Origin of the sequence: [Scytonema hofmanni] UTEX 2349 (assembly GCF_000582685.1) — a bacterium.
Lineage (GTDB): Bacteria > Cyanobacteriota > Cyanobacteriia > Cyanobacteriales > Nostocaceae > Hassallia > Hassallia hofmanni.
Genome location: NZ_KK073768.1, coordinates 4,091,172 through 4,111,978, shown reverse-complemented (window position 1 = coordinate 4,111,978; position 20,807 = coordinate 4,091,172). Strand labels below are relative to the sequence as shown.

The 20,807-nt window shown below is 42.3% G+C and carries 13 protein-coding genes; 8 read left to right on the top strand and 5 right to left on the bottom strand.

All coding sequences use genetic code 11. The features are described from left to right. Positions 1-80 precede the first annotated feature (80 nt). Together TOL9009_RS0123495 and TOL9009_RS0123490 are read right to left on the bottom strand one after the other, a co-directional pair. Positions 81-1,211 carry a ligand-binding sensor domain-containing protein gene (locus TOL9009_RS0123495; RefSeq protein ID WP_029635114.1) on the bottom strand — a complete coding sequence of 377 codons (1,131 nt, stop codon included), beginning with the start codon at positions 1,209-1,211 and terminating at the stop codon, positions 81-83. A gap of 56 nt (positions 1,212-1,267) precedes the next feature. Then, complete coding sequence (locus TOL9009_RS0123490; protein WP_029635112.1) at positions 1,268-1,822, bottom strand: GNAT family N-acetyltransferase; 555 nt, start codon at positions 1,820-1,822, stop codon at positions 1,268-1,270. Between the two features lie 798 nt (positions 1,823-2,620). Between TOL9009_RS0123490 and TOL9009_RS0123485 the strand changes: the two genes are divergently transcribed. The 3 genes from TOL9009_RS0123485 (at position 2,621) to TOL9009_RS0123475 (ending at position 5,043) form a co-directional block, all read left to right on the top strand. Further along, positions 2,621-4,051: a form I ribulose bisphosphate carboxylase large subunit gene (locus TOL9009_RS0123485; RefSeq protein ID WP_029635110.1), complete on the top strand. Its 1,431-nt coding sequence runs from the start codon at positions 2,621-2,623 to the stop codon at positions 4,049-4,051. 93 nt (positions 4,052-4,144) lie between these two features. Then, positions 4,145-4,549: a RuBisCO chaperone RbcX gene (rcbX, locus tag TOL9009_RS0123480; protein ID WP_029635108.1), complete on the top strand. Its 405-nt coding sequence runs from the start codon at positions 4,145-4,147 to the stop codon at positions 4,547-4,549. 158 nt (positions 4,550-4,707) lie between these two features. After that, complete coding sequence (locus TOL9009_RS0123475; protein WP_029635106.1) at positions 4,708-5,043, top strand: ribulose bisphosphate carboxylase small subunit; 336 nt, start codon at positions 4,708-4,710, stop codon at positions 5,041-5,043. A gap of 371 nt (positions 5,044-5,414) precedes the next feature. Here the strand turns inward: TOL9009_RS0123475 and dpdE are convergent, their stop codons facing one another. Further along, entirely contained in the window at positions 5,415-8,717 is a 3,303-nt protein-coding gene (dpdE, locus tag TOL9009_RS0123470) for a protein DpdE (RefSeq protein ID WP_029635104.1), read from the bottom strand. A 301-nt stretch (positions 8,718-9,018) separates the two neighbouring features. Then, positions 9,019-10,029: an NAD(P)/FAD-dependent oxidoreductase gene (locus TOL9009_RS0123465; RefSeq protein ID WP_029635102.1), complete on the bottom strand. Its 1,011-nt coding sequence runs from the start codon at positions 10,027-10,029 to the stop codon at positions 9,019-9,021. A gap of 532 nt (positions 10,030-10,561) precedes the next feature. On the opposite strand from TOL9009_RS0123465, the gene TOL9009_RS0123460 reads away from it, so the two are divergent. Together TOL9009_RS0123460 and glsA are read left to right on the top strand one after the other, a co-directional pair. Continuing rightward, positions 10,562-10,819, top strand: coding sequence for a UPF0175 family protein (locus TOL9009_RS0123460; protein ID WP_029635100.1), 258 nt, complete (start codon positions 10,562-10,564; stop codon positions 10,817-10,819). Positions 10,820-10,913: 94 nt separating this feature from the next. Beyond that, positions 10,914-11,822 carry a glutaminase A gene (gene glsA, locus TOL9009_RS0123455; RefSeq protein ID WP_029635098.1) on the top strand — a complete coding sequence of 303 codons (909 nt, stop codon included), beginning with the start codon at positions 10,914-10,916 and terminating at the stop codon, positions 11,820-11,822. 121 nt (positions 11,823-11,943) lie between these two features. Here the strand turns inward: glsA and TOL9009_RS40250 are convergent, their stop codons facing one another. After that, positions 11,944-13,338 (bottom strand): hypothetical protein, encoded by a 1,395-nt coding sequence (locus tag TOL9009_RS40250; RefSeq protein ID WP_051503006.1) that lies wholly within the window; start codon positions 13,336-13,338, stop codon positions 11,944-11,946. Between the two features lie 553 nt (positions 13,339-13,891). Between TOL9009_RS40250 and psaA the strand changes: the two genes are divergently transcribed. The 3 genes from psaA (at position 13,892) to TOL9009_RS0123435 (ending at position 20,620) form a co-directional block, all read left to right on the top strand. Continuing rightward, complete coding sequence (gene psaA, locus TOL9009_RS0123445; RefSeq protein ID WP_029635097.1) at positions 13,892-16,150, top strand: photosystem I core protein PsaA; 2,259 nt, start codon at positions 13,892-13,894, stop codon at positions 16,148-16,150. A gap of 137 nt (positions 16,151-16,287) precedes the next feature. Beyond that, positions 16,288-18,513, top strand: coding sequence for a photosystem I core protein PsaB (psaB, locus tag TOL9009_RS0123440; RefSeq protein ID WP_029635095.1), 2,226 nt, complete (start codon positions 16,288-16,290; stop codon positions 18,511-18,513). Between the two features lie 400 nt (positions 18,514-18,913). Beyond that, on the top strand, positions 18,914-20,620 hold the full coding sequence (locus tag TOL9009_RS0123435) for a GMC oxidoreductase (RefSeq protein WP_029635093.1): 1,707 nt from the start codon (positions 18,914-18,916) through the stop codon (positions 20,618-20,620). Positions 20,621-20,807: the final 187 nt, after the last annotated feature.

Genomic DNA, 20,807 nt, shown 5'->3' with positions numbered 1-20,807 from the left:
AGTCAACAGTCAATAGTCAATAGTCCACTCTCCACTCTCCACTATCCACTATCCAATAACCACTAACCACTAACTCTTCCCTATTTAACAGCGCGACTAAAAGCTAGATGAGTTTTTGCCTTTGGCATATTTGGCATTAACCAAGCTAAACCTTCACTAGTGCCGATCCATAGTTTATTGCCAATGTCAGGTGCAACGGCAAACACCCGACTAGAAGGAAGACCGGCAACTTCGTCTAACACCGATCCTGTATGTGGATTTAATCTTAACAAACCATTGTTAGTTCCGACCCAAACACTACCATCTTTGGCAAAGCTTACTGCTGTGACATTACGTCCGCGCAACCGAGTGACAGAACGCAACACTGCACCAGTTTTTGGGTTAATAACCAGCAAATTATTTGGCATTCCTGCCCAAATTAACCCTTCTGGACTAATTGCTAAAGCTTGGACTGTCGTTCCTGGTAAATTGTTGATCCACTTCATGACGTAAGCATTCTTCGTATTTACCCGCACTACTCCATCAAGCGTCCCAACCCAAAGTTGACCATCAGCATCTAAAGTTAAAGCGTTAGCGCTAACCCCAGGAAGGTCTTTAACTGTTGTCATAATCAAACCTTGGTCTGGGCTAATTAAGGCTAGACCATTATCAGTTCCCGTCCACAAATAGCCACGTTTGTCAATCAACAGCGATAAAACTCGTTTAGAAGGCAAAAATAAATTCTGTGCTGTGATTTCATTTGTGCGGGGGTCTACTCGTTGCAAGCCTTCGTAATTTCCCACCCACAAGCGTCCTACTTTGTCTTGAGCTAAAGCACCGATCGCCACATTCGGTAAACTAACTCTACCTAAAATCTTACCGGTGTTCGGGTCAATGTGCGACAATCCCCGCCAAGAACCCACCCAAAGATTACCTGTAACATCTCCCAACAAGTTACTCACACGATAATCAGTTTCTTTTAAACGTTCTTGCAGATCCCTGTCCTCAGGTAAAGGGTCTTTTCGCGGTGGTGGTGGTGAAGCGGGGTAAGAGGGAGTTAATTCTGATGAATCTACATCAGGAGTTATTTGTGGGGGAGAACTATTATTTTTTTGAGCATTAACTGGAATCGTTATTGAGATTACCAACCCCAGTAAAGCAGAACTGATTAATAAAAGAATGCGAATTCGATACAATATCACTGTTAAACTTCCTTTGGAAACATTTCCCATAGCCTTTGTCTGCAAAGGGTGCGGGTTAATTACAGTGTTCCCGTAGTTCGTATCTTTTAAACAGTTTTGTTGGGGTGAAGCGTAGAAATTTTGAAGTGCCAATCTTCTCGACTAATGCCGTAGATTACCGCTTCACTACCAAAAATCTCTGTTGTCCCTTCGAGTTTCTCACCTAACTTTTCTGCCACCCGTCTAGAAGCAAGATTCTCTGGACGAATCAAGCTAATTACATGAGACTGCTGCAACACTTCAAAAGCATAGTGCATTGCTGCTTTTGCCCCTTCGGTTGCCAAACCACGACCCCAATAATAAGATCGCAAACTCCAGCCAATCTCAAATCCAGTCCAGCCTTCGGGTTGCCAACAGCCTATCCTACCAATCATCTCACCATTGAAGCGTTCTTCTACAGCCCACATTCCATAGCCACGCAGTTGCCAATGACCAAGCATCATTGCCATGCTTTGCCAAGATTCCCAACGTGATAAAGGTTTCCCCGTACCGATGTAGCGCATAGCTTCGGGGTCGCTGCACATTTCGGCGTAAGCGTCAAGGTCTGATTCGGTAAATGCGCGTAAAATTAAACGCTGGGTTTGAAGTTGAGGAATTAACATTCTCGCTCCTCAGCTAAACAAAACTTTTACAATCTTAACTTAGAGGGCGATCGCCATCTTCTGCTGTGAAACTTGGTTTATACGTCAGTATTTCCATGCGATCGCATGGGTATTATCCTAAAAACTGAGTAACTTTGTCTAAGTTTTCACTTTCCTTGCTTCTAAAGCAGGTTTTTTGAATAATGCGATACTATTGTGACTTGTATTTTGTAAATATATCTTAATAAAATGTTAAATTCTGACATTAAATAATAAATTTAAATAAAAGAGTTAAGAAGATTAGAAGAATAACTTATCGAATTATTGATATATTGTGAAACAAGATACAAATTACGTGGTGTGCAATTTTTGTCTTTCGTTCAGGACTCTGCTAAATCCGCTCTGAAAAAAAGTTTCTCCTTGTCTGTTGCTCGGAAACGGGTCAAAGATATATGGGGTAAAGGAAGCGGTAATATATACAAGCCTTGCTTTACCAGTGAATTTACTTGAAGCGATCGCTCAATTGAGCTATTTTTAGTGGAGTGCGAAAAAGAGATAAAAAATAATTTACATTCGTGGGACGATGGAAGAGTATACGCGCATCTTGCGTTCATACCAATTGAATTGCACTGGTGAAGAAGATTACTAACTGAACTAAGTGTGAAACAAGAAACCGCTACCCATTGTTAAAAGCAACCCTTCAGAAAAAATTTCCTGAATCTTCCGCCTATTTGTTGGGGGGAAAAATCTGGGTGAGGGTAAATTGTACAGTACGTAATTTGCTTGTAAAAAAAGATTGACTTGTTGGAAGGATAAAGTATGTCTTACGCGCAAACGAAGACTCAGTCGAAATCTGGTTATCAGGCTGGGGTAAAAGATTACAGATTAACTTATTACACTCCAGACTACACACCTAAAGATACAGACCTTTTAGCAGCATTCCGGATGACTCCACAACCTGGAGTTCCTCCCGAAGAAGCTGGTGCAGCCGTAGCTGCTGAGTCTTCCACTGGTACTTGGACAACAGTATGGACTGACCTATTAACTGACCTTGACCGCTACAAAGGTCGTTGCTACGACATCGAACCAGTTCCTGGCGAAGACAATCAGTACATTTGCTACGTTGCTTATCCTCTAGACTTGTTTGAGGAAGGCTCTGTAACCAACATGTTGACCTCGATTGTAGGTAACGTGTTCGGTTTCAAAGCATTGCGTGCATTGCGTTTGGAAGACTTACGGATTCCTGTCGCTTATCTGAAGACTTTCCAAGGACCTCCTCACGGGATTCAAGTTGAACGTGACAAATTAAACAAATATGGTCGTCCCTTGTTGGGTTGTACCATCAAGCCCAAACTCGGTTTGTCCGCGAAGAACTACGGACGTGCCGTTTATGAGTGCTTGCGCGGTGGTTTGGACTTCACCAAAGACGACGAAAACATCAACTCAGCACCATTCCAAAGATGGCGCGATCGCTTTCTGTTTGTATCAGAAGCCATCCACAAAGCACAAGCTGAAACCGGTGAAATCAAAGGTCACTACCTCAACGTTACCGCTCCCACCTGCGAACAAATGTTGGAACGGGCTGAGTTCGCTAAAGAACTCAAAATGCCCATCATCATGCATGACTACCTGACAGCAGGTTTCACCGCTAACACCACCTTGGCTATCTGGTGTCGCAAGAACGGTCTATTGCTGCACATCCACCGCGCTATGCACGCTGTTATCGACCGTCAAAAGAACCACGGTATCCACTTCCGCGTATTGGCGAAGTGCTTGCGGATGTCTGGTGGCGATCACATCCACACCGGAACCGTTGTCGGTAAGCTGGAAGGTGAACGCGGTATTACAATGGGCTTCGTTGACTTGCTACGTGAAAACTACGTTGAACAAGACAAGTCACGCGGTATCTACTTTACCCAAGATTGGGCTTCCATGCCTGGTGTAATGGCAGTTGCTTCCGGTGGTATCCACGTATGGCACATGCCCGCACTAGTAGAAATCTTCGGCGACGACTCCGTACTACAATTTGGTGGTGGTACTCTCGGACACCCTTGGGGTAACGCTCCTGGCGCAACTGCTAACCGCGTCGCTTTAGAAGCTTGTATCCAAGCACGTAACGAAGGACGCAACCTCGCTCGCGAAGGTAACGATGTCATCCGCGAAGCTTGTAAGTGGTCCCCAGAATTGGCTGTTGCTTGCGAACTGTGGAAAGAAATCAAGTTCGAGTTCGAGGCAATGGATACCGTCTGATTTCAAGTTAGAAGTTAGAAGTTAGGAGTTAGGAGTTAAATTAAGTTATAACTCCTAACTTCTAACTCATAACTCTTTTGGGCTGGGTCAAGCATGGATTTAAAACAAATTGCAAAAGATACAGTTAAAACGCTTTCTAGCTACCTAACTTATCAAGCAGTGCGGACGGTGCTAACTCAACTTGGCGAAACAAATCCTCCCTTGGCGTTTTGGCTGCATAACTTCTCCGCCGACAAAATTCAGGATGGAGAAGCATACATCCAAAGTCTGTTTCGAGAAAAGCCAGATTTGGCTTTGCGGATCATGACTGTCAGGGAACATATCGCCAACGAAGTCAGCGAATTCTTACCGGAAATGATTCGTATTGGTATTCAACAAGCAAATACAGAACACCGTCGTCAGCATTTAGAGCGAATTACCCAATTAAATATGTCGATACCCAGCCCAGAATCAGAACAAGCAGCTTCAGATCCAAATTTGGATAACTCATCGAGTTAGTAGAGACGCGATTAATCGCGTCTGTACAATGTTGGTGGATAGTGGTTGGGGGATAGTAGTTATGAGTAATTTTTTACAACTAACAACTAACAACCAACAATTAACAATCAACAACCATCATTTTTGTAGTCAAAAATTGCCCTACTTTATTACCAACTATGCAAACCTTACCAAAAGAGCGTCGTTACGAAACCCTGTCTTATCTGCCCCCTCTGTCTGACGCTCAAATCGCCAAGCAAGTGCAGTACATCTTAGATCAAGGTTACATTCCGGCGATCGAATTTAACGAAAAATCCGAGCCAAACGAATTCTACTGGACAATGTGGAAGCTGCCTTTGTTCAACGCTAAATCAACACAAGAAGTGTTGAGCGAAGTTCAAGGTTGCCGTTCTCAATTTTCCACCAGCTTCATTCGGGTTGTGGGTTTTGACAACGTTAAGCAGTGCCAAATTCTCAGCTTTATTGTTCACAAACCCGGCACCAGCAGATACTAAAAAGGTAAAAGTAAGAATTACCTTTTAAATTGACTTGAGATAGAGAGGTAGAATTATCTATCTCTCTTCTTTACGTAGTAACGACTTCAGTCGTTATCTTATAGCACAATACCGTTCAGTTAAGCCCGAAATACGAGAGACGCGAAATTGAACTTCGTCCCGCTTCGCTAACGCGTCTCTACAGGTCTAAAATCAGTACCAAAAATTCTTAACACCAAGCCTATTGTCTTATAGCAGATTTTAGGTAAATGAGGTACATTCCTAAAACCTAAAACCCGCTCACAAGACTATTCTGTGCTACGTCTCTACGTGTATTTAATAACAACGCAATCTGCTGTAATTAGAAGAGGACTTCAGTCCTCACTACGAATTTACGAATAATCACCTTCTTCATCAGATTGAGTCGGAGGACATCCAGAAACGACAATAAAACCAACAGAATCAAGGCGAATAGAAGGATGGCGAATTCCTTCTATTATTAGTTGTATTAAGTCAGTTTCTGTTTCAATTTCTTCTGCTAGCTCAGAATTTGACCTTTCTTTGTTTTCAACAAGTTGATTAAGCCGCAGTTGTAATTGTTCAACCCGCTTATTTAATTTATCTTCAGCAATTTTCGCCTGCTTTTCACACAATTCCCGAAAATCAGGACGCTGCTGGAGTAATTCCAAAGAACTTTGACGCGCTTGATAACAAAAATCTTGCCATTTATTAGCTTCAACAAAGTTATCAATTATTGATAATCGAGTTTTGGCTAAATTATAATCACGGTATTGAATGCCACCTTTACCTCTATAAGGACGCTGCAAAATAGTTAATAATTCTTCATTTTGCACTATAGACATAGGCTCAACTGCATCAACGAAAATAGACTCGACTATTGGTGGAAATAAGCCATCAGCGCGACGCTTGAGAATCTGATATTTGGTGTCATCCTTAAGGTAAGTTAAATTGGCTTCAATTATATAATTGAATCTAAAACCAAACCATTCTTTACCTTCACTCTTATCCCAAGATTTATCAAAACGCCATAGTGCAAAAGCTTGACCTCTATCATCCCAGTGGATATAGGATGCTAATGATTCCAGAAACTCTTCACCAATTCTATAGAGATTGATATCAGAATTTTGATTTGCTAATTGGCGGTTAAAAGTACCAAATGTCTCTGCAAAAGTGTTGAAGTAAGTTCTCAATTCATCTACTGGAAGCAAGGTACGCATTGTTGGTTGGTAGCGCTGTATTCCAGTGAAATCGGTTTTATAAACTTGCTTAAATTCTAAAGCATCACAAATCCATCCTTCTACACATCGCTGTATTTCTTGATATTGAGCATCATAATTATCTAATGCTGTAAAATACTGGGTAGCATCTTCATCCAGAATATCAATCTCGTCTAAAACGTTTTGCTGGCTCAGTTTGATTTTTTCTACGGCGATTTCATCTTGGATTTGTTCTATAATTTCTACTAGTCCATTTCCTCCTGTTTCAAACAGCTTTGCTTCGAGTTGCGGCAATTTTTTATCTAGATAAAACTGAAAATTGGTAATTGATTGCCGAAAGATTGTTAAACCTTCTTTTAACAGACGATACCAAGCATCGTGGGGACTATCTTCTAAATCTGCACCTGCAAATACTGTTAACTCACTTTTCTGTGTAATGTAGATGCTGTCTATCCTACTGATTCTTTTTTCCAGGCTATTTGGCGACCAAGGAATGTCAAAATGAATCATCCAGTCGGCAAATTGTAAACTACGACCTTCTTCGCCGGCAGAATCACAAACAAGAATAAAACACTTTGGATCGTTTTTGAATTGTTTAAGATTCTTTTCAACTTCAGCACGAGTTTGTCCGACTTGATGAGTAGCGACAGTTGCTTTACCAAAACTGCTTCTCAAACAACGAACGATTTCTGCACCAACTAGTGCAAAACTGGTAAATACAACTATTTTTGGGAGTGTATCACCTGGTATTGGTCTTATAATCCGTCGCTGTACTTGTTCGAGTAATTTGCTGAGATTTGACCGATAAGATTGCAGATTAAAGCGTTCGCTGAGGTGGTAAAGTAATACTGTTTTGAGTAATTCGATGCGATCGCCATCTTCTGACGGTTGTCGAACAATTTTCAGCAAAGACTCTAAAATCTCTTCTTCAGAAGCAAATTTCGGAGTGTCGGTAAGCATGGAAATGCTTTCATCACCAAAATCTTGAATTAACTCTTTGCCAGCTACGTTCTTTAAGCGTGCGGTGATAATCTGTTCTAAAAGACCAAACCAAGTACCAGAACCCAGAAATAAAAGCAAAAATATCCGCTGATACTCTTTTTCATTGGAAGCAACGCCACGCCACTTTTCAATTAATTCGTGAATGTCTATGGAACGCTCATCTAAATCATACTCGGCTTTGGGTGTAATATTTCTCTCAAGAATTACATCTTCTACCGAAGCAAGACGATTGCGGAGAATTCGTCTATGAAGTCGATGTGTGTCGCTGATGTGGGTGCGAATTGCTTTGATGATTTTATCTTGGTCGGTGGCTGTTTGTAAATCTTCTAGCTGGTCTGCTAAATGCTGTAAATAAGTATCTTTGGGAAAAAGCTTTTGGAGTTGATTTAAGTTGTCTTTCAAACCAACAGAATCTGCATTTTCCAAAGAAACTAAAATTTTACCAATTGCGTCGCGGTTTTGCACTTTGGCGCGAAATGAAGTCAAATCATCCATCCGATAGATGTCAGGATCTAACAGATGTAGCATCGCCAGATAATCGCGCTCGTGGTTTAATAGTGGAGTACCAGTAAGTAAAAGTAGGCGATCGCATTTATGAGCTATGTGTTTGTAAATCGCAAAACTCTGGCGTTGTGAAGCGTCAAATGAGTACGCCATTGCCGCAATTTTGTCAGCTTGATCTAAAATTACAAAATTTATATCTGCATTGCGGTTAATTTTCTGCACATCTTCCACCGCTACCACTTTCACTCTATCAGGAAAATGAGAGATATAAAATTTATTTTCTAACTCTTGATGCCATTGTTCAAGTAAATATTGCGGTACTACTACTAAAGCTGTTCCCTGGGGTTCATCTAACAAATATTGGCGAAGAATAACACCCGCTTCAATCGTTTTTCCCAAACCTTCATCATCAGCTAATAAGTAGCGTTGAATTGGGTCTTCTAAAACTCTGCGGATAACTTCAACTTGGTGGGGATAAAGCTTAATGTTAGCAGAAAGTAAGCCTGTCATGCCCCGACTGACAGCGCGTTGCGACATCAAACAATTAACTAAAGCAAGTCGTCTTTCGTGGAAGTACGGCGTTTCTTGACCCTTCATCGCTAAAATATCAATTGGGTCTTCAATTGGTAAATCGCAACGCACGTAAACTTCTTCTTCAGGTACTAATACCGTCTTTTTATCTGGTAAATCAATTTGATATAAATCGTTATCTTCATCCCATGCGAAAATTCTACCGATTCCCCATCTGTCTTCATTTTCTAATTTGATATAACAGCGAGTTTGACGCTGAATTCTCACTTGAGACAGGGAAATTAAAGGTAACGTATTTTGAATTTGCTTTCCTAAGGAGCAAAAATATTCTACAACTACCGATTGTTCGGATATTTGAGTAACTTTGCCTATTCCCAGATTGTTATTGCGCGATCGCACCAATGAACCAATTTGAATCATTTCCACAGTCTCATAATTTCATCACCGTCAACCGCTTTGATAAATTTACTCAAAGCAGCAAATTCACACTTTTCGCCAAACTTAATAATAGTTTGTATATCTGATAGCGCAACATAATCAGGTTATACGCTCTTTGAATAGGGCTTTTGAGGTTCGCCTTTAATTGATACGTAAGTGCGATTGCCTAGCTTACCATAACTTACTTCTAATATCACGCACCAACGGGTTTAAATTAGTGGATATCTTAACTTTTCGTCATTGCACACAAAATCCACACAAAAGACGTTCCACTGGAACGTCTCTACAGAAATTCTAAAAAATTTAAGCCGCTTAAAGGTAGATTTCTCATCTTACTATTAATTTCCTCCGCAGCGGCTAATCCCGAAAGCATGGCACCTTTAACAAGTTTGCCACCACACCAATCACCACAGCACACTAAAGGTAAAAAACTTTCCGCAGATAAAAAAGCTTTGTCCCAAGGATTGCGAGGAAAAGCATAACGCCAGCGATGTACTTGCGTCCATTCGGGAGTAGCCAGCCAAGAAAGTTGCACAGACTCACTTGCACTTTGCAACATTTGCTGTGCCGCTGGGTGTAAATCAGGAGATTCTAAATAACGTTGGGCAAAATCAGCACTACTTTGGATGACAAAAAGCGGTTGCTGCGAATTGTGACGCTTGCTGCTATCTAAACCAATCCAAGCCAAATCAGGATTGTCAACAAAAGTTAAGGCTTTCCACTCCGGAAGTGGCTGCGAATCGGCGGGATACCCAGCCATAACAGTCAGACTGGGGTAAAATTCTATAGAATGCAAGTTATCTAGAAAAGCTTTATTGACTAAATCGCCCAAAGGTGATAATAACGTGAAAGCTTGGGGTGCGGGAATAGCGACAACTACTGATGCAGCGGTTAATTTTTCATTGCTGGATTCAAAGGTCAAACGCCATTTCTTATCGATAGGGGTGATAGCTGCCACACGTTGATTGAGGGATATTTCTAAACCTTGAGCGAGAAATTTAGCGATCGCACTCATTCCCTCTGGTGCAATGTAATTTGCATCTGGCTCATTTGTCCACACTTCTAGGATATGATGACGGCTCAACAACTCAACAAAACGCCTTAACAATTCACCCTTCGGCTTCAAATAACACACCCCATGATCCGCGCAAGTATTATGTAAACGCCGTGTAGCAACTCTTCCCCCCAAACCACGGGACTTTTCCACCACTGTTACTGAGTATCCAGCTTGACTTAACTGCTGGGCGCATACTAAACCTGCCATCCCAGCACCAATTACAGCAACATCAGTCATAATTCTTTATTTGCGCTTTTGCTACGAGTGCGTGAGATGATCATATTATATTAAAATGAACCACGTTCGCGCAGCGTCTCCGACAGGAAAAGACGCCAAGAACACCAAGTTATAAGAGTTTAGAGAGTTTTAACTGGGGGTTACTTAATAACTAACCAATCCTGATCTTGCTTTTTTATTACTTTTTCAGCAACCCCTATTTATGTCCATTATGGAAAATCCCCCAGAACTTCAACTAAACCAGAAAACGGCAATCAAAAAATATCGAGATAAATATGGAAAATGAATATAAATTCAACTCTCATTGCATCCCATTTTAAATGATTTACACAATAACTTTTATTTTGATGAAAAAGATTTAAAATAATTTATATAATTATTTTATCATTTAATACCAATTTTATATGAGGCTGCACAGAATCATGAAATCCATTAATTCATCCGCGTTTATCTGCGTTTATCTGCGGTCAATAATTCTTTAAATCTGATTCTATGCAGCTTCATCTTAATTTGGTATAACAATAACCGCATTATGAAAACCGTATCTATGGAATTTACAGAAAGCGTCTTTTCTGCTCTCAGAAAAAATCCTGATGAGTTTGCCAAAGAAATGAGGATAACTGCTGCTGTCAAATGGTACGAAATGGGAGAAATATCTCAAGGAAAAGCAGCAGAAATCGCTGGATTAAACAGGACAGAATTTATTAATATTCTCGCTCGTTATCAAGTTTCTCCCTTTCAATATACTACTCAAGAATTAGTGGAAGAACTTGCTGCTTTAGATGAATAAAATTGTAATTAACACGGACGTACATAAAATATCTGTATTAGTAATTCGCTATTGGTAATTATCCCCATTCGCTATTCCGAACCCGATATAAATTTTGAAAAAACTGGATTCTTTAAATACCACCGAGTTAGCCATCTGGGTACAAGAAGCTAAAACTCAAGCGAATCAAGGACTAGTTGCTAACCGCATTCCTAAATTGGCTGTTGTCGATCCTCATTGCTTTGCGGTTCACATTTGTTGTAAATCAGGACAAACTTACAGTACAGGGGATACAAACTTTGTTTTTCCCTTGATGAGCGCGATTAAGCCGTTTTCGCTATTATATCTGCTAGAACATCTGGGATTGGAAACAGTTTTTCAGTGGGTTGGGGTTCAGCCATCAGATGCTCCGTTTAATTCTCTCACGCAACTGGTTAGCGATCGCGGTTTTCCTCGCAACCCGATGATTAATAGTGGTGCAATTACCCTTGCTGATAAACTACCAGGAAAAAATCCTCTTCGTCGCACGCAAAAATTTTGTCAATGGTTGAATCAATTAGCTGGTTGTAACTTAAAGCTGGATGAAGCGATGTTAGCTTCAGTACGTTCAGTTAATTCTCAAACCAATCAAGCGATCGCTCAATATCTTGCCGAAGCTGGATATATAGATGATGTGAATACTGCCATAGACACTTACGAGCAAATTTGCTGTCTTTCTGGCACAGTTGAAGATTTAGCTTGTCTAGGAAAGATTTTATCTTTTGTCGAAGTTATCTTACCACAAAATCGCCGTTGCGTCAATGCCCTGATGTTAACTTGTGGATTGTATGAAGCATCTGCCAAATATAGCATCCGGATTGGATTACCGATGAAATCAGGAATTAGCGGTGCCCTTTTAACGATAGTACCAAAACAGGGAGCGATCGCCACCTACAGTCCCGCCTTAGACAGTGTAGGTAATTCCGTAGCCGGACTTGCCTTTATCGAAACATTATCTGAAAATTTAAACTTAAGTCTACTGTAGTTAGCGCTTCAGCGCTAAATTCACCAGCGCGGACTAGAAAAATTATAGCCCGCGTAGGCGGGCTTTGTTTGTAGAGCCAGCGGCTTCTAGCCTGAGGGCTATACAAATTCCCAAACACGCTTTATCCCCTATCTTGCGGCTGATTAAGCGGTAAATTCAAAGATGGAGAAGCACCATTAAAACCTCCCTTTAATTCCAATTCTTGCGAATTGGGAGCGATTTTTTCTGGTAAAATAGTTGATTCCGGAGTTGGCGTTACCTCTAATTGCGGTTCAGGTTTTGGCTCGATAATCTCTGGTAATGTTGGCGATACACTTGGAGATGGTGTCGCAGGTGGTTGTAAAGTGGGAATCTTAGGTGTCGGATTATTGAAAAAATCGCCTGATTTTGGTTTTGCGGGTTGCGGAGATTGTTCTGGTATCGTTGACTTTGGCGTTTCCTCTAATTGAGGTTCAACTTGTTTTGGCTGGCTTGATTCAGATTTAGTAAGAGGTTCCTCTACCTTAGTTTCCGGTGTTTTTTCAACTGTTGGTGCCGGTATTGGTTCAGCCGTTGTCGGTTTAGCAGTATAATTTGGGTCTATAATTGCTCGAAGTTGCTCTGCTGAAAGTTCACCTCTAACGATTTTAGAAAGAGTGTCTTTACCCTTTGGTTCGTAGGTAATCAGCCTGATTGTGCTGTTGAAGACATTTTTCACAACATTTCCTTGATCGTCGAGAAATTCCAGCTTGACCCAGTTCTTACCAGGTTTAAAGCCTTTGAGATAAATAGCCTGCCAGCGATCGAGAACAAAGCTTTCACCATTAATTGTGCAACGAATGCGCCAATCAGCAATTTGATTGCTGGGATTGGATGAAGCGACGAGGTGTAAAGGCGCATTAGTTAAATAAAAGTCTAGTAGAATTGGTTCTGCCCCGTAGATGCCTTGAGGACGGTTGTAGGTTATCAGGGGTAGTGCCGGATCGGGATTATTATCGTCGGTTTTCGTAAAGATGTGAAATGTTGTCTGAGCGTAAGCACCTTCATTTTTAAAGCTTTCATCCCAAGGACGAGAAGCAAAGACGCGCAAAGTATGAGTACCTGGGGACAAGTCTGATAAAATCAGCGGTTGATTGAGATCGTAAATACTTTTGTAGGGTTCATTATCAAGAATTACATTTAAATGTAGCCCTAGATTTAGTTTTGGGTCTTGAAATATTGGTAAATCTTTAACTTGCAAACGGACTGTAACTTTGTCGTCTTGGAGAACTTCATCAGCTTGGGGAGTAACTATTGTTACTTGTGGTTGATAAACTTCTAACGACGATCGCAGTTCTTGAATTGCCGCTGGTGGGGAAACTTCAGAGAATTGCCGAGAAATCTGTTGCGGCTTTTCTTTGGATTCAATGGATACTTCTTGACTTACGGCTTTTTCGCCACAACTAGTAATAGTCAATACCAGTAACAAAATTATTAGCCGCCTGAGGATAGCGATCGTAGGTTGGATTTTCGCTATTGCTGTTGTCTGCCACTTCATGACTTACACCTAGTTTTAGTCTTCAACAACTGATTTTGGCGCAAATCATGCATTCGGAACCATAGCCCAAAAGGTGAAATTTTCTGTAAATCTGATTTTTTTCAGGTCTTTATCAGTTATTTCTCAGAATTAGTCATATTGATCACAAATATTTATTAATAGCAATTTACGCAAAATATGGTAGTCGCCGTAATCTAATACAAATAAAAGCCGAACAGAGCCAAAATGCTTACTGCGTCTGAATATGGGATAAAATTTACGAATTGTTATCGTTTGTAAATTAAATAAATTAGCTATTGACTTTTGTCCAAGTTGCTTTCCGGGAAAAAGCAGATTCCACAAATACTCCAGGGATTTTTAATTATTGTTAACTTGTGTTCAACAATGTGGGAGATAAGACTTTATAATTCAACAGAAGAAAGCAATCTCCACGTGAGGTCTTCACCGCTGCTATCAGATATTTCTGGAGCATCGGACTAAGCACAACTTAGTCAAGAAAACAACAAGTGGTTTAAATGATTCCTCACATCCTTGTTAAGAGAGGAGGGTCTGAATGACGATAAGTCCTCCAGAGCGAGAGGAGAAAAAGGCAAGAGTAATAGTCGATAACGACCCAGTTCCCACCTCATTTGAAAGATGGGCGACCCCAGGTCACTTCGACAGGAACCTTGCTAAAGGTCCAAAAACCACCACCTGGATTTGGAACCTTCACGCTCTCGCCCACGACTTTGATACACATACCAGTGATTTAGAAGACATATCCCGCAAAATATTTGCAGCACACTTCGGGCACCTAGCCGTAGTGTTCATCTGGTTGAGCGGGATGATATTCCACGGCGCGAAGTTTTCCAACTACGAAGCCTGGTTAAGCGACCCATTGAACATTAAGCCAAGTGCTCAGGTCGTTTGGTCCATTGTGGGACAAGATATTTTGAATGGTGATGTCGGTGGTGGCTTCCACGGTATCCAAATCACCTCAGGCTTGTTTCAAATCTGGCGTGGCTGGGGTATTACAAACTCCTTCCAGTTGTACTGCACTGCCATTGGCGGCTTAGTGATGGCAGCGTTAATGCTGTTTGCTGGCTGGTTCCACTACCACAAACGCGCTCCCAAACTGGAATGGTTCCAGAATGTAGAGTCGATGCTGAATCACCACTTAGCAGTATTGCTGGGTTGCGGTTCTTTGGGATGGGCAGGTCACATCATCCACGTATCAGCGCCGATTAATAAGCTTTTGGATGCAGGTGTGTCGGTAAAAGACGTACCATTGCCCCACGAGTTCATCCTGAACAAAGACTTATTGATCGAGTTGTTCCCCAGCTTTGCCAATGGTTTAACGCCATTTTTTACATTGAACTGGGGTCAGTATGCGGACTTCTTGACCTTCAAAGGCGGTCTGAACCCCGTAACTGGCGGCTTGTGGATGAGTGATATTGCTCATCACCATTTAGCGATCGCTGTTCTCTTCATCATTGCTGGTCACCAGTACCGCACCAACTGGGGTATAGGTCACAGCATCAAAGAGATCCTCGAAAACCATAAAGGTCCCTTCACAGGCGATGGTCACAGAGGTCTCTACGAAAACATGACCACATCGTGGCACGCTCAGTTAGGAACAAACCTCGCAATGCTAGGTTCCCTAACGATCATCGTGGCACACCACATGTACGCAATGCCTCCGTATCCCTACTTGGCAACCGACTACGCTACACAGTTGTGTATCTTCACCCACCACATGTGGATTGGAGCCTTCTGTATCGTTGGCGGTGCGGCTCACGCTACCATCTTCATGGTGCGGGATTACGATCCTGTAGTGAACCGAAACAACGTTTTGGATCGGGTGCTTCGTCACCGAGATGCAATCATCTCTCACTTAAACTGGGTTTGTATGTTCCTCGGCTTCCACAGCTTTGGATTGTACATTCACAACGACACGATGCGTGCCTTGGGTCGTCCCCAAGACATGTTCTCAGATTCAGCAATTCAATTGCAGCCAGTATTTGCTCAGTGGGTACAAAACATACACACATTAGCTCCTGGCGGCACCGCTCCCAATGCTCTAGAACCTGTTAGCTATGCTTTCGGTGGCGGAATTTTGGCTGTAGGCGGTAAAGTGGCAATGATGCCGATCGCGCTGGGTACGGCGGACTTCATGATCCACCACATTCACGCATTCCAAATTCATGTCACAGTCCTAATTCTGTTAAAAGGATTTCTGTTTGCTCGCGGTTCTCGTCTGATTCCAGACAAAGCAAACCTCGGCTTCCGCTTTCCTTGCGATGGTCCAGGTCGTGGGGGTACTTGTCAGGTATCCGGTTGGGATCACGTATTCCTCGGTTTATTCTGGATGTACAACACCATTTCGATCGTAATTTTCCACTTTAGTTGGAAAATGCAATCAGATGTCTGGGGGACAGTAGACAGCGATGGAGTTGTGTCTCACCTCACCGGTGGTAACTTCGCCGAAAGTGCAATCACAATCAACGGCTGGTTGCGTGACTTCTTGTGGGCACAAGCTGTACAAGTGATCAACTCCTACGGCAGTGCGCTGTCAGCTTATGGTCTACTTTTCTTAGGCGGTCACTTTGTTTGGGCATTCAGCTTGATGTTCTTGTTCAGCGGTCGCGGCTACTGGCAAGAACTGATTGAGTCCATCGTTTGGGCGCATAATAAATTGAAAGTAGCGCCATCAATTCAACCTCGCGCTTTGAGTATTATTCAAGGTCGTGCTGTTGGGGTGGCTCACTATCTCTTAGGAGGAATTGTTACCACCTGGGCATTCTTCCACGCACACATACTTTCAATAGGCTAACAAGCAAGAGTTAAGAGTGATGAGTTAAGAGTTAAGAGTTAAGAATAACTTTTAACTTCTAACTCCCCTCCTCCTAACTACTACTTACTCCTAACTCCAGTAGCTGATGGCTAAAGGTCAGAGGATTTATCACACCTATGGCAACAAAATTTCCAAAATTTAGCCAGGATCTCGCACAAGACCCGACTACACGTCGGATCTGGTATGCGATGGCTATGGGAAATGATTTTGAAAGCCACGATGGCATGACAGAAGAAAATCTTTACCAAAAGATTTTTGCTACGCACTTCGGTCATTTGGCAATCATTTTCCTATGGGCTTCGAGCCTTTTATTTCACGTCGCTTGGCAAGGTAATTTTGAACAGTGGATTACAGATCCCCTTCATATCCGCCCGATCGCTCATGCGATTTGGGACCCACACTTTGGTAAACCAGCTATCGAAGCTTTTACCCAAGGTGGTGCCAGCAATCCAGTTAACATAGCTTACTCAGGTGTTTACCACTGGTGGTACACCATCGGGATGCGGACGAACAATGACCTATATATGGGTTCAGTGTTCCTCCTCATATTGTCAGCAGTATTTCTGTTTGCAGGTTGGTTGCACTTGCAGCCCAAGTTCCGTCCCAGCCTCTCTTGGTTTAAGAGTGCTGAACCTCGCCTAAACCACCACTTAGCTGGTTTGTTTGGTGTTAGTTCCTTGGCTTGGACAGGTCACTTAGTTCACGTTGCGATCCCCGAATCTCGCGGACAGCACGTGGGTTGGGATAACTTTTTATCCACCCTGCCTCACCCAGAAGGTTTAACACCCTTCTTTACAGGAAACTGGGGTGCTTATGCTGCTAACCCCGACACAGCACAGCATTTGTTTGGTACATCAACTGGTTCAGGGACTGCGATTTTAACTTTCTTGGGTGGTTTCCATCCTCAGACTGAATCGCTGTGGTTGACCGATATGGCTCACCACCATTTAGCGATCGCTGTCATTTTCATCGTCGCCGGTCACATGTACCGCACTAACTTTGGTATTGGTCACAGCATCAAAGAAATGCTGAACGCCAAGAACTTCTTTGGTGTGGAAACTGAAGGTCCGTTCAACCTGCCTCACCAAGGGTTGTACGACACCATGAACAACTCCCTGCACTTCCAATTATCTTTCGCTTTGGCAGCGTTGGGAACCATCACCTCCTTGGTGGCGCAGCACATGTACGCCATGCCTCCTTACGCGTTTATCGCTAAGGATTACACAACACAGGCAGCGCTTTACACCCATCACCAATACATTGCTGTATTCTTGATGACAGGTGCTTTTGCTCACGCCGCCATCTTCTGGGTACGTGACTACGACCCCGAACAAAACAAAGGCAACGTACTTGACCGCGTGCTGAAGCACAAAGAAGCGATTATCTCCCACCTCAGCTGGGTATCTCTCTTCTTAGGCTTCCACACCCTCAGCTTGTACGTACACAACGACGTAGTAGTAGCTTTTGGAACTCCTGAGAAGCAAATTTTGATTGAACCGGTATTTGCCCAGTTCATCCAAGCTTCTCACGGGAAAGTGCTTTACGGCTTAAACACCTTGCTGTCTAACCCGGATAGCATTGCTTCTACAGCTTGGCCCAACTACGGTAACGTCTGGCTACCAGGATGGTTGGATGCAGTTAATAATACCACCAACTCCCTGTTCTTAACCATCGGTCCTGGTGACTTCTTAGTACACCACGCCTTTGCGTTGGCTATCCACACCACTGTTTTGATTTTGGTCAAAGGTGCTTTGGATGCCCGTGGTTCTAAGCTGATGCCCGATAAAAAGGACTTCGGCTATGCCTTCCCTTGCGACGGTCCAGGTCGTGGCGGTACTTGCGATATCTCTGGTTGGGATTCGTTCTACCTCGCTTTATTCTGGTCATTGAACACCGTTGGTTGGGTCACGTTCTACTGGCACTGGAAACATCTAGGTATCTGGCAAGGCAACGTTGCTCAGTTTAATGAGTCTTCTACGTACCTGATGGGCTGGTTCCGTGATTATCTGTGGGCTAACTCCGCTCAGTTGATTAACGGATACAACCCTTATGGCATGAATAACCTGTCTGTCTGGGCTTGGATGTTCCTCTTCGGACATTTAGTTTGGGCTACCGGTTTCATGTTCCTCATCTCTTGGAGAGGTTACTGGCAAGAGTTGATTGAAACTTTGGTTTGGGCACACGAGCGCACTCCTTTAGCGAACCTAGTTCGCTGGAAAGACAAGCCCGTTGCTATGTCCATCGTTCAAGGTCGTGTGGTTGGTCTAGCTCACTTCACAGTTGGCTACGTCCTAACCTATGCAGCCTTCCTCATTGCCTCTACTGCTGGTAAGTTTGGTTAATTCAGCTTTCATGAGTAGTGTTGTAGGTAGATAATTAAAATCCCCCGCCATCTGGTGGGGGATTTTTTTGTCTCATTCTGACCGATCCGTACTGAATACAAATTCATCCTGGGGAGAGATGAAACTTCGAGATATCTTTACAAAAATAAGGCTATTTTTTTGATTTCTATATATAGGATGAGGAAATTAACCTATAAACTTGATACAAATCAGCATTTATACAAGGGTGGATCATTTGACAATATAAAGCCGTCCTATAAGAACGGGGTTTCTACCCATTTTTCCGATGACTTATAGTTATCAATAATATGTATTATTGGATACTAATTGTTTTACAAAAAGTATCCCAATCGTTATCCACGCTATAGGTCGCTAGAAAATACCAAAGGAAATTAAATTGATGTTAATTGATAGCCGTAACTTACCAGCAGATGAAGTTATTGAAACAGAAGTTTGTATTGTTGGTGCTGGACCTGCGGGTATTACGCTGGCGCGAGAATTGATTGGGCAAGACTTTCGAGTATGCTTACTAGAAAGTGGCGATTTAGAATTTAATCAAGAGACGCAATCTTTAAGTGAAGGTGAAACTGTTGGTGAGCCTTTTTCAAACTTACAAGATATGCGTCATCGTCAGTTTGGTGGACACGCTAACGTCTGGAATATTGAAATTAATAAGCCGCAACTTGGTCTGAGACATATGGCGTTGCACGCGATAGACTTTGAAAAACGCGATTGTGTACCATACAGTGGCTGGGCTTTTAGTAAATCTCACCTAGATCCTTTTTACGAGCGTGCTCACACAGTCTGCAAACTCGGTTCTTTTACTTATGAAGCGTCAGCTTGGGAGGATGCGAAATCTCCTCAGCTACCCTTCATCGGCGATCGCGTGACTACCGAGATGTTTCAGTTCGGACCTCGCGATATTTTCACCAACGAATATCGAAAAGAAATCAGCCAATCTCCGAATGTCACTACTTATCTAAATGCCAACGTCGTAGAGATTGAGACTGACGAAACAGCTAAGAATGTAAAGAGTGTACGTTTAGCTTGTCTGCAAGGTAATAAATTTTCCGTAGTCGCCAAAATATTTATCTTAGCCACAAATGGCATAGAAAACGCACGTTTGTTACTGCTATCCAACCAAACTCAAAAGACAGGATTAGCCAATCAAAACGATGTCGTCGGCAGGTTCTTTATGGACCATCCCTTAATCCGTAGCGGTATGTTTTATCCCTCTACTCGAAAAATCTTCAACTCAACAGCTTTATATGACTTACGCCGGGTGAATAATGTACCAGTTATGGGTAAACTTCGCTTAAGTGAGGAAGTAATGCGCCGTGAGCAATTACTCAATATGAGTTTTATGCTGTTCCCCAGAGATGATAAACATAGATCGCCGGCAAAAGCTTCTATGAAAACTTTGGTCTCTTCAATTCGGCAGAAAAAGATTCCCAAAAATGTTTTTCAACATTTGGGTAATGTAATAATGAATGTTGATGATCTTGTGGTCGATTGGTATAAGTATCATCTAAAAAAGCAATATTTATTTCCTGATTTAAGTCATGGCGGATGGTCGGATCGCAAAGGTAACGAAGACAAATATGTAAAGTTTGAACTCGTGAGCCAAACCGAACAAGTCCCAAATCCCGATAATCGAGTGACACTTGGTACTAAAATTGACAAGCTTGGTTGTCCTCAAGCAAAGCTAATTTACCACTGGAGCGAAATAGACACTTCCAGCATCAAGCGATCGCAAGCAATCTTGGCAGAAGAAATTGCTCGTTCAGGACTAGGTGAATTGCAAATTGAACGCGATGGAGAGCTTCCTGACGTTATGTCTTTTAGTACTCACCATAATATGGGAACAACGCGGATGCATATTGATCCCAAACAGGGAGTTGTCGATGCAAATTGTCAAGTTCACGGCATATCGAATTTATTCATCACGGGTACCTCTGTTTTCACAACAGGAGGCTACGGTAATCCCACCCTCACTGTTATCGCTTTGGCAATCCGACTGGCAGATCGTGTGAAAACCCAGTTTGCTGCTAAGTCAGAGAATGTTACAACCAACGTAATTCAGACATCCACTGTAACTAACAAGTAGTTGTTGGCGATCGCCAAAATTAACAGCGCAAATGCTATTAGCAGCATTTGCGCTTTTGGGGTATCCAAATTTAAATTCAAACGCGATCGCATGAAAATACTCAATCGGGATGATAGATAAAAATCAATACAGCCATAGGATAGATGTATGGCAAAAAGTTTTATTTTATTATAAGATGATAATTATT

Excerpts from the sequence above, each read along its gene's own strand:
- TOL9009_RS0123495 (WP_029635114.1), bottom strand. The coding sequence starts at position 1,211 with ATGGGAAATGTTTCCAAAGGAAGTTTAACAGTGATATTGTATCGAATT.
- TOL9009_RS0123490 (WP_029635112.1), bottom strand. The coding sequence starts at position 1,822 with ATGTTAATTCCTCAACTTCAAACCCAGCGTTTAATTTTACGCGCATTT.
- TOL9009_RS0123485 (WP_029635110.1), top strand. The coding sequence starts at position 2,621 with ATGTCTTACGCGCAAACGAAGACTCAGTCGAAATCTGGTTATCAGGCT.
- rcbX (WP_029635108.1), top strand. The coding sequence starts at position 4,145 with ATGGATTTAAAACAAATTGCAAAAGATACAGTTAAAACGCTTTCTAGC.
- TOL9009_RS0123475 (WP_029635106.1), top strand. The coding sequence starts at position 4,708 with ATGCAAACCTTACCAAAAGAGCGTCGTTACGAAACCCTGTCTTATCTG.
- dpdE (WP_029635104.1), bottom strand. The coding sequence starts at position 8,717 with ATGATTCAAATTGGTTCATTGGTGCGATCGCGCAATAACAATCTGGGA.
- TOL9009_RS0123465 (WP_029635102.1), bottom strand. The coding sequence starts at position 10,029 with ATGACTGATGTTGCTGTAATTGGTGCTGGGATGGCAGGTTTAGTATGC.
- TOL9009_RS0123460 (WP_029635100.1), top strand. The coding sequence starts at position 10,562 with ATGAAAACCGTATCTATGGAATTTACAGAAAGCGTCTTTTCTGCTCTC.
- TOL9009_RS40250 (WP_051503006.1), bottom strand. The coding sequence starts at position 13,338 with ATGAAGTGGCAGACAACAGCAATAGCGAAAATCCAACCTACGATCGCT.
- psaA (WP_029635097.1), top strand. The coding sequence starts at position 13,892 with ATGACGATAAGTCCTCCAGAGCGAGAGGAGAAAAAGGCAAGAGTAATA.
- psaB (WP_029635095.1), top strand. The coding sequence starts at position 16,288 with ATGGCAACAAAATTTCCAAAATTTAGCCAGGATCTCGCACAAGACCCG.
- TOL9009_RS0123435 (WP_029635093.1), top strand. The coding sequence starts at position 18,914 with ATGTTAATTGATAGCCGTAACTTACCAGCAGATGAAGTTATTGAAACA.